The organism is Pseudomonas sp. SWRI179 (assembly GCF_014268705.1).
Lineage (GTDB): Bacteria > Pseudomonadota > Gammaproteobacteria > Pseudomonadales > Pseudomonadaceae > Aquipseudomonas > Aquipseudomonas zanjanensis.
In genome coordinates this window covers 167,969-177,382 of record NZ_JABWRA010000005.1, presented here as the reverse complement: position 1 = coordinate 177,382, position 9,414 = coordinate 167,969, and the positions used below count along the sequence as shown (strand labels likewise).

The following is a 9,414-nucleotide window of genomic DNA, read 5'->3' as shown; positions in this document are numbered from 1 at the left end:
TCGTCATCGATGACCAAAAGGGTCGCGGTCTGGCTCATGGGGCTCGTTCATTGCAATCAAATGGAAAGGCTAGCAGGTCGCAAGCTGCTGGTAGCAAAAGAGTATCTCAGCCGGGCTCAAGCTTCATCGTCCATGCCTGGTTGCGCCTGCAACGGCAGGTGCAGCGTGATGCAGGTGCCGCGTCCGTCGAGACCTTCGGCCACACTGATCCGCCCGCCGTGGGCGCCGACCATACCCTGACAGATCGCCAACCCCAACCCCGTGCCCTGCCCGCCCCGATCACCACGGGCGGCGGTATAGAACATGTCGAAGATTTTCTCCCGTTCCTCTTCAGGAATCCCGGGTCCTTCATCGGCCACGGCAAAAAACACCTCGCTGTCGGTCGCCCCGGCGCTCAGCAACAGGCGTCCGTGGGCCGGCGAGAAGCGCGCCGCGTTCTCCAGCACGTTCACCAGCGCCTGTTCGATCAATGCCGCATGGACATGCAACAAGGGCAATTCAACAGGCACCTCGACACTGAGCGCCAGGGGCGCCAGCACCGCCCGCAGGCGGTTCAGCGCGCTGCCGACGATATCGGCCGGCGCCACCCAGTCCCGCGCCAGCTTCAGGGCGCCGTGGCCGAGACGGGTCATGTCCAACAGGTTCTGGATGTAGCGATCCAGTCGCTCGGCTTCATCGCGGGTGCCTTCGAGCAAGTCGCGACGATCGGCCAGCGGGATCGCCTCCCCCAGCGCCAGCAAGCTGTCGATGCTGCCGCGCATGGCGGTCAGCGGCGTGCGCAGGTCGTGGGACACTGAAGCCAGCAAGGCGCTGCGCAGTTGTTCGGTTTCACCATGCAGACGCGCCGCCTCCAGGTCCTGGGCCAGTTGCGCCCGCGCCAGCGCCTGGGCCAAGGGTTGACTGAGGGCCGCCAGCAAACGGCGGCGCTGGCCACTCAACGGCTTGCCTTCTTTCGGGCATACACCCAGCAACGCCAACGGCCCGCCTTCGGCCGACAACGGCCACCACCACCAACGTCCGGAAGGCAAGGTGCCGGTGCCGGCGCCCGCCGGTTGATCGTGCTGCCACGACCAGTCGGCCGCCGCGCGCTCGGCCTCGGTGAAGGTCAACGATTCACCGCTTTCGATTTTCCAACCGCCCTGACCGTCGCGGTTGAGCAAGCACAGTTGCAAGTCATGCCAATCGTTGAAGTGCTGCACGGCGGCGCTGATCACCGCTTGGCGGTCGGTGGCGGCCGTGAGTTTGCGGGACAGGTCGAGCAACTCGCCGGTTTCCTGCTGGGTATCGCGCAAGGCCTGCAACTGGCGACGCTGGCGCGCGGCAAGATTGCCGGTCAGGGCCGCCATGAGCAGGAAAAACACCAGCGTCAGCACGTCTTCTTCGCGCTGGATGGTCAGGGAAAAGTTCGGCGGGATGAACAGGAAGTCATAAGCCAGGAACGACAGCGCCGCGCAGGCCAGCGCCGGGCCGAGACTGCTGCGCACCGCCACCAGCAACACCGCCATCAGGAACAACAGGGAAATATTGGGCAATGCCAACAACCCCGAGATACCCCAGGCCAATGCGCTGGCCGCCGCGGTCGCCAGCAACGCCAGCACATAATCGAACCCGGTCTGGACGGCGCCGGAACGCACCCGGGCAGGACGCGGTTGCTCATCGCTGTCCAACACGTTGATCTCCAGCCCCCGGGCATCGCGCAGCAAACGGGAAGCGAGGCCGCCGCCAAACAAGCGTCGGCGCAGACGTGGCCGGGACTGGCCCACCAGCACCAGCGTGGCGCGCCGTTCAGTGGCATGCTGGATCAGCGTCCTGGCCACTTCGCCGGCCCGCAGCAACACCACCTCGCCACCGAGGCGTTCGGCCAGTTGCTGGGCGTTCTGCAAACGCTGGCGCGAGAGTTCGTCACGGGCACTGCCGTTGTCCACATGCACCAGGCTCCACGGCAGATGCCGACGCTGGGCGACGCGGCTGGCATGGCGCACCAGGCGTTCCGCCTGCATGTCACCGTCCACGCCTACCAGCAAGCGTCCGCGCACCGCCGGCGCGGCCTGGCCCAGTTGTCGATAACCCTGGGCCAAGTCATTGTCGACCTGGGCGGCGGCCGTCTGCATCGCCAGCTCACGCAACGCGGTGAGGTTGGTCTGGGAAAAAAACGCATCGATCGCCGCCCGAGCCTGCTCCGGCACGTAGACCTTGCCATCGCGCAGGCGCTCCAGCAGCTCACGCGGCGGCAGGTCAATCAGCAGCAGTTCATCGGCTTCCTGCAGGACCCAGTCCGGCAACGTCTCGCGCACCTGCACGCCGGTGATGCCGCGTACCTGGTCGTTGAGGCTTTCCAGATGCTGGACATTGACGGTGGTGTAGACATCGATGCCCGCCGCGAGCAGGTCCTGAATGTCCTGCCAGCGTTTGGCGTGACGGCTGCCGGGCGCGTTGCTGTGGGCCAGTTCGTCCACCAGGACCAAGGTTGGCCGGGCGGCGAGCAGACCGTCGAGGTCCATTTCCTCGAGCATCACACCGCGATATTCCGAGCGCACCAACGGCTGCTGTACCAGGCCGCCGAGCAGCGCTTCGGTTTCGCTGCGACCGTGGGTCTCCACCACCCCGGCCATGACCCTCACGCCTTGGCGCAATTGGCTGTGGGCCGCTTGCAGCATGGCGTAGGTCTTGCCCACACCCGGGGCCGCGCCCAGGAAGACCTTGAGCCGGCCACGGTCGTTGCGGGGCAGATTGGCTAACAGTGCGTCGGCGCGGCCGGAGTCGCTCATGGCGTGGAAATCTCTTTCAAATATTGATCAAACACCCTGTGGGGAGCCGGACCTGTGGGAGCAAAGCTTGCTCGCGATCAAGGCGACACAGTTCAACGGATGGACCGCGTTATCGTTCATCGCGAGCAAGCTTTGCTCCCACAGGCTTTGCTGCAGCAGGCTTTTGCTGCAGCAAGCTTTGCTCCCACAGGCGCCGCTCCCACAGGTTTTACAGTTTTTCCAGGGCCAGGTTCAGCGCCAACACATTCACCACAGGCGGGCCCACCAAGGGTTGCTGGATGTTGACGTCGAGCAGTTGCTGCAACGTCGAGATCGGCAGGTTGCGCGCCGCGGCGACACGCGCCAGTTGATAGGCAATCGCCGCCGGAGGCAAGTGCGGATCCAGCCCGCTGGCGGAGGTGGTCAACAGCGCCAGAGGCACCGGGCCCTGACCGGGTACCTGGAGCTTGCCGGCGGCATCGATCACCCGTGTGGCCAGGGCCGGATTGCTCGGGGAGAAATTGCTGGCGCCGCTGGCGACCGTGGCGAAGGCACCGGCCGATGGCCGTGGATGAAACCAGGCATCACCGGTGAAATTCTGGGCGATCAGCGTAGAGCCTCGGACCTTGCCGGCGGCGTCGACGATCAGGCTGCCGTTGGCCTGGGCGGGAAACGCGACTTGCGCCACGCCGGTGACCACCAACGGGTAAGCGACACCGGTGATCAGGCTCATCAGTAATAACAGGCTCAAGGCCGGGCGAATCAGAGTGGACATCTCAAAACCCTCGAATAAGAAAACAGCTGATTGGCAGGCATACCTGTTTGTGGCGAGGGAGCTTGCTCCCGCTGGGCTGCGCAGCAGCCCTGAAAATCAGCGAATGCGGTGTGCTAGGCAGATAGCATTCAGCTTCTTGGGGCTGCTTCGCAGCCCAGCGGGAGCAAGCTCCCTCGCCACAACGGCCTCACCTGCCACAACGACTCAAGCCAGCCCCAACGCCGTCAGCAACATATCGATCGCCTTGATCCCCACGAACGGCACCACGATCCCGCCCAGGCCATAGATCAACAGATTGCGCCGCAACAACGCCGCCGCGCTTGCCGCTTGCACGCGCACGCCGCGCAGGGCCAGGGGGATGAGCACGACGATGATCAAGGCGTTGAAGACAATCGCCGACAAAATCGCGCTCTGCGGGCTGCTCAGGTGCATCACGTTCAACACGCCGAGCTGTGGATAAATCGAGGCGAACAGTGCCGGCAAAATGGCAAAGTATTTGGCGATGTCATTGGCGATGGAAAAAGTGGTCAGCGCCCCACGGGTCACCAGCAACTCCTTGCCGATCTGCACCACGTCCAGCAGTTTGGTCGGGTCGCTGTCGAGATCGACCATGTTGGCCGCCTCCCGCGCGGCCTGGGTGCCGTCGTTCATCGCCATGCCGACATCGGCCTGGGCCAGCGCCGGGGCGTCGTTGGCACCGTCGCCGCACATGGCCACCAGCCGACCGTCATTTTGCTCGTGACGGATACGCGCCAGTTTCTTTTCCGGCGTGGCTTCCGCCAACACATCATCGACACCCGCCTCGGCGGCAATCGCCGCGGCAGTCAGCGGGTTATCGCCGGTGACCATCACCGTGCGGATCCCCAGCTTGCGCAACTCGGCGAAACGCTCGCGGATGCCCGGTTTGACCACGTCTTTGAGGTGGATGGCACCCAGCAACCGGCCGTCCACACACACCAGCAGCGGCGTGCCGCCACTCTGGGCGATCTTGTCGACCTCCCGCGCCAGCGCCGACGGCAACTCATTGCGTGCAAGGCCGATGAAATCCAGCAAGGAATCCACGGCGCCCTTGCGGTAGATGCGGCCTTGATAGTCGACCCCGGACAAACGGGTTTCAGCACTGAACGGCACAGCCGTCAGCGCGTCGATGCCAGGCTCGGGCTGTGGTTGCAAACCGCGCAGGTACTCGACGATGGACTTGCCCTCGGCCGTGTCATCGGCCAACGAGGCGAACAGCGCGCCTTCGGCCAGTTCCTTGGCGCTCACACCGGGGGCGGCATAGACCGCCGTGCAGCGACGATTGCCAAAGGTGATGGTGCCGGTCTTGTCCAGCATCAACACATGCACATCCCCCGCCGCCTCGACCGCGCGGCCGGATTTGGCGATCACGTTCAGGCGCACCAAGCGGTCCATCCCGGCGATGCCGATGGCCGACAGCAACCCGCCGATGGTGGTGGGAATCAAGGTGACCAGCAGGGCCACCAGAAACACCAGCGGCAGGCTGGCGTTGGCGAAATGGGCAAACGGTTGCAGCGTCACCACCACCAACAGGAAGATCAGCGTCAGGCCGATCAACAGGATATCCAGCGCCACTTCGTTTGGGGTTTTCTGGCGCTTGGCACCTTCCACCAAAGCGATCATGCGGTCGAGAGTGGACTCACCAGGATTGCTGGTGATGCGTATTAGCAGCCAGTCGGAAACCAGCCGCGTATTGCCGGTGACGGCCGAGCGATCACCGCCGGATTCACGGATGACCGGTGCCGACTCGCCAGTGATCGCCGCCTCATTGACCGCGGCGATGCCTTCGATCACTTCACCGTCGCCGGGGATCATGTCGCCGGCCTCGACGCGCACCACATCGCCTTTGCGCAGACGGGTGGCGGGGATGATTTCAAAGCCGCTGGCGGTCTGGCGACGGGCGTTGAGGCCTTCGCTGCCGGCCTTCAAGCTGTCGGCCCGGGCCTTGCCCCGCCCTTCGGCCAAGGCTTCGGCGAAGTTGGCGAACAGCACCGTGAACCACAACCACAGGGCGATTTGCGCGGCGACGAAGGTCGGCACGGCGCTGTCGGGGATGAAGCACAACACGGTGGTGAGGATCGCGGTCAGCTCCACCACCAGCATCACTGGTGCACGGTGCAACTGGCGAGGATCGAGCTTGACGAAGGCTTGCACCAACGCCGGGCGCCAGAGGGCCGACAGGTGAGTCTTGGGTTGCTCCGGCGCCTTGGCGGCGATGGTTTTGCTCATTGGCATATTCATCATCAAGTCCTCAGAAGCCCATGCTCAGGTGCTCGGCAATCGGCCCCAGCGCCAAGGTCGGCAGGAAGGTCAAGCCGCCGACCAGCAGGATGGTCACGGTCAACAGGGTCACGAACAGCGGGCCGTGGGTGGGAAAGCTGTTCTGGCCAATCGGCGCGGTCTTCTTCAAGGCCAGGCTGCCGGCCAACGCCAGCACCGGCAGGATGTAGCCGAACCGGCCGATCAGCATGCCCAGGCCCAGCATCAGGTTGTGGAAGGGTGTATTGGCACCGAACCCGGCGAATGCCGAACCGTTGTTCGCCCCCGCCGAGGTGTAGGCGTACAACAACTGGCTGAAACCATGGGCGCCAGGGTTGCTCACCGCCGCGGCCGGCCCGGGCAGGCTGGCGGCGACGGCACCCAGCACCAGCACGCTGACGGGCATCACCAGCAGCGTTGCGACCAACAGTTGCACCTCTCGGGCGCCCAGCTTCTTGCCCAGGTATTCCGGGGTGCGACCGATCATCAAGCCGGCCAGGAACACCGCGATCAGCACGTTCAACAGCATCCCGTAGAGCCCGGCCCCGACGCCGCCGAAGATCACCTCGCCGACCATCATGTTCACCAGCGACACCATGCCACTGAGCGGGTTGAGGCTGTCGTGCATGCCGTTGACCGAGCCGTTGGACGCGGCCGTGGTGGTCACCGACCACAGCACGGTGGCGGTGGTACCGAAGCGGGTTTCCTTGCCTTCCAGCGGTGCGGTTTGTTCGACGGCCGGGTTGTCCAGGGCCGGGTTGGGCTGGTATTCGGCCCACAGTGACGTGGCGCCGCCGATCAGGAACAGCGCCAACATGCAGGCGATGATCGCGCGGCTCTGGCGCAGGTCCTTGACGTAATGACCGAAGGTGAACACTAGCGCGGCAGGAATCAGGATGATCGAAGCGACTTCGAACAGGTTGCTCCAGGCCGTCGGGTTTTCGAAGGGGTGCGCCGAGTTGACGCCGAAGAAACCGCCGCCGTTGGTACCCAGTTGCTTGATGGCGATCTGGCTGGCGGCCGGCCCTAGCGGGATGACCTGGTCGGCACCCTGCAGCGTGAGCCCATGCACATAGTGGGCGAAGGTCTGCGGCACGCCCTGCCAGACCAGGAGTAACGCCAGCAGCAGGCACAGCGGCAACAGTCCATAGAGGGTGGCGCGGGTCATGTCGACCCAGAAGTTACCCAGCGTCGTGGCGGACTTGCGCCCGATGCCGCGACACAGCGCCACCAGCACGGCCAGGCCGGTGGCGGCGCTGACAAAGTTCTGCACGGTCAGGCCGACCATCTGGCTCAGGTAGCTCAGGGACGCTTCACCGCTGTAGGACTGCCAGTTGGTGTTGGTCATGAAGCTCACGGCCGTGTTGAAAGCCTGGGTCCACTCCATGCCGGGCAGTTGGTCGGTATTGAGGGGTAAATATCCCTGCAGCAGCAGAATCGCAAACAGCAAGACAAAACCCGCCAGGTTGAACGCGAGCAAGGCCAGGGTGTATTTCTGCCAGCTCTGCTCAACGGTGGCGTCGACACCGGCCAGGCGATAGCAACCGCGCTCCACCGGGCTGAGAATCGGCGAAAGCCACGTACGCTGGCCTTCCATCACTCGGTAATAAAACCGCCCCAGGAACGGCGCCGGAACCAGCACCAGGGCGAAAAAGGCGAGGATCAGCCCGAAGTCATAACCGTGCATAACCGCTCCTAGTTCCGATCGGCGCGCAACAGCGCAACCAGCAGATAAATGAACAGCGCCACTGCCAGCAGCAGCGACACCCCGTCCAGAACACTCATGGGATTTCTCCGTGATACGGCGTCGTGCCGTGTGGGGAGTGATTGTCTGCAGGGAGGCTGTAAAGGAGCGAGATCGAGAGCGGGATTGGGGGATAAAGAATCTGTAAAGAATGTATTTATCGCGTTGTTATGGCGGTGATCGGGAGGGCCTCTTCGCGAGCAAGCCCGCTCCCACAAGGATTTGTGGTGTGCATGAAATCGACTGTTCACCGCAAGTCCAGTGTGGGAGCGGGCTTGCTCGCGAAGGCGGCATCATCAGCGCCAACGCCCTCAACTGGCGCACAACAGGGGCACATAAAGCAGCGAACATCCCCGATACGACACGATTCCACCCATTACGACCGCCCCCGCCAGCCTGGCACGCCCGCTGCACAGCCCTCCCTAGCGCTTTTGCTATGGATCGAGGGGAGCCACCGATGAACACACAACTCAAACCCACCCTGGGCACCCTGCATTTATGGGGCATTGCCGTCGGCCTGGTGATTTCCGGCGAGTATTTCGGCTGGAGCTACGGCTGGGGCGTGGCCGGGACACTGGGCTTTTTGGTGACGTCCTTCATGGTGGCGGCCATGTACACCTGCTTCATTTTCAGCTTCACCGAACTGACCACCGCCATTCCCCATGCCGGGGGGCCGTTTGCCTACAGCCGTCGCGCCTTCGGCGAGAAAGGCGGGTTGATTGCCGGGCTGGCTACACTGATCGAATTCGTCTTCGCCCCGCCGGCGATTGCCCTGGCCATCGGCGCCTACCTGAACGTGCAGTTCCCAGCGCTGGACCCAAAACACGCCGCCGTCGGCGCCTATATCGTGTTCATGGGCCTGAACATCCTCGGGGTCAAACTGGCCGCGACGTTCGAGTTGGTTGTCTGCGTACTGGCGGTGGCCGAACTGCTGGTGTTCATGGGCGTCGTGGCCCCGGCGTTCAGTTTCAGCAGCTTCGCCCTCAACGGCTGGGCCGGCTCAGATGTGTTCGGCGCACCGGCCATCGCTGGCATGTTCGCCGCGATTCCTTTCGCCATCTGGTTCTTCCTGGCCATCGAAGGCGCGGCCATGGCCGCCGAAGAAGCCAAGGACCCGAAACGCACGATTCCCAAGGCCTACATCAGCGGCATCCTGACCCTGGTGTTCCTGGCAATGGGCGTCATGTTCATGGCTGGCGGCGTCGGCGATTGGCGTACCCTGTCGAACATCAACGATCCCCTGCCCCAAGCCATGAAAACCGTGGTCGGCGAAAGCTCCGGCTGGCTGCACATGCTGGTGTGGATCGGCCTGTTCGGCCTGGTGGCGAGTTTCCACGGCATCATCCTCGGCTACTCACGGCAGTTCTTCGCCCTGGCCCGCGCCGGCTACCTGCCCGCCTCCCTGGCCAAACTGTCACGCTTCCAGACCCCGCACCGGGCCATCATCGCCGGCGGACTGATCGGCATTGCCGCGATCTACAGCGACGGCCTGATCAACCTCGGCGGCATGACCCTCACCGCCGCGATGATCACCATGGCCGTGTTCGGTGCCATCGTCATGTACATCATGAGCATGCTCAGCCTGTTCAAGCTGCGCAAAACCGAACCCAACCTGGAACGTACTTTCCGCGCACCGGGTTACCCGATCGTGCCGGGGATCGCCTTGGTGCTGGCGGTGGTGTGCCTGGTGGCGATGGCCTGGTTCAACGCGCTGATCGGGCTGATCTTCCTTGGCTTCATGGCGGTGGGCTTTGTCTACTTCGTCCTCACCGCACAACTGCGTGCGGATGCTCCCGCCGATGCGATGCTGACCGGGCTGTGAGGTGAAGCCGGCCGAACGGGCGTAGTATTGAACCACTGCGAACAACATT

At 63.9% G+C, this 9,414-nt stretch carries 6 protein-coding genes; 1 reads left to right on the top strand and 5 read right to left on the bottom strand.

Annotated features, from left to right (window positions below; genetic code table 11):
* Positions 1-116: 116 nt before the first annotated feature.
* From HU767_RS04810 to kdpF, 5 genes are all read right to left on the bottom strand, one after another.
* On the bottom strand, positions 117-2,768 hold the full coding sequence (locus tag HU767_RS04810) for a sensor histidine kinase KdpD (RefSeq protein WP_186728654.1): 2,652 nt from the start codon (positions 2,766-2,768) through the stop codon (positions 117-119).
* Between the two features lie 208 nt (positions 2,769-2,976).
* The gene (gene kdpC, locus HU767_RS04805; protein ID WP_186728653.1) at positions 2,977-3,522 is read right to left on the bottom strand and encodes a potassium-transporting ATPase subunit KdpC; all 546 of its coding nucleotides are present in this window, start codon (positions 3,520-3,522) and stop codon (positions 2,977-2,979) included.
* Between the two features lie 204 nt (positions 3,523-3,726).
* Entirely contained in the window at positions 3,727-5,781 is a 2,055-nt protein-coding gene (gene kdpB, locus HU767_RS04800) for a potassium-transporting ATPase subunit KdpB (RefSeq protein ID WP_186728652.1), read from the bottom strand.
* A 10-nt stretch (positions 5,782-5,791) separates the two neighbouring features.
* Positions 5,792-7,486 (bottom strand): potassium-transporting ATPase subunit KdpA, encoded by a 1,695-nt coding sequence (gene kdpA / locus HU767_RS04795; RefSeq protein ID WP_186704739.1) that lies wholly within the window; start codon positions 7,484-7,486, stop codon positions 5,792-5,794.
* An 8-nt stretch (positions 7,487-7,494) separates the two neighbouring features.
* Complete coding sequence (kdpF, locus tag HU767_RS04790; RefSeq protein WP_003218754.1) at positions 7,495-7,584, bottom strand: K(+)-transporting ATPase subunit F; 90 nt, start codon at positions 7,582-7,584, stop codon at positions 7,495-7,497.
* A 416-nt stretch (positions 7,585-8,000) separates the two neighbouring features.
* Between kdpF and eat the strand changes: the two genes are divergently transcribed.
* Positions 8,001-9,365 carry an ethanolamine permease gene (gene eat / locus HU767_RS04785; protein WP_186704738.1) on the top strand — a complete coding sequence of 455 codons (1,365 nt, stop codon included), beginning with the start codon at positions 8,001-8,003 and terminating at the stop codon, positions 9,363-9,365.
* The last annotated feature ends 49 nt before the right edge of the window (positions 9,366-9,414 follow it).

What these genes read in the sequence shown, in the direction of transcription:
- HU767_RS04810 (WP_186728654.1), bottom strand. Translation starts at nt 2,768, where the DNA reads ATGAGCGACTCCGGCCGCGCCGACGCACTGTTAGCCAATCTGCCCCGC.
- kdpC (WP_186728653.1), bottom strand. Translation starts at nt 3,522, where the DNA reads ATGTCCACTCTGATTCGCCCGGCCTTGAGCCTGTTATTACTGATGAGC.
- kdpB (WP_186728652.1), bottom strand. Translation starts at nt 5,781, where the DNA reads ATGAATATGCCAATGAGCAAAACCATCGCCGCCAAGGCGCCGGAGCAA.
- kdpA (WP_186704739.1), bottom strand. Translation starts at nt 7,486, where the DNA reads ATGCACGGTTATGACTTCGGGCTGATCCTCGCCTTTTTCGCCCTGGTG.
- kdpF (WP_003218754.1), bottom strand. Translation starts at nt 7,584, where the DNA reads ATGAGTGTTCTGGACGGGGTGTCGCTGCTGCTGGCAGTGGCGCTGTTC.
- eat (WP_186704738.1), top strand. Translation starts at nt 8,001, where the DNA reads ATGAACACACAACTCAAACCCACCCTGGGCACCCTGCATTTATGGGGC.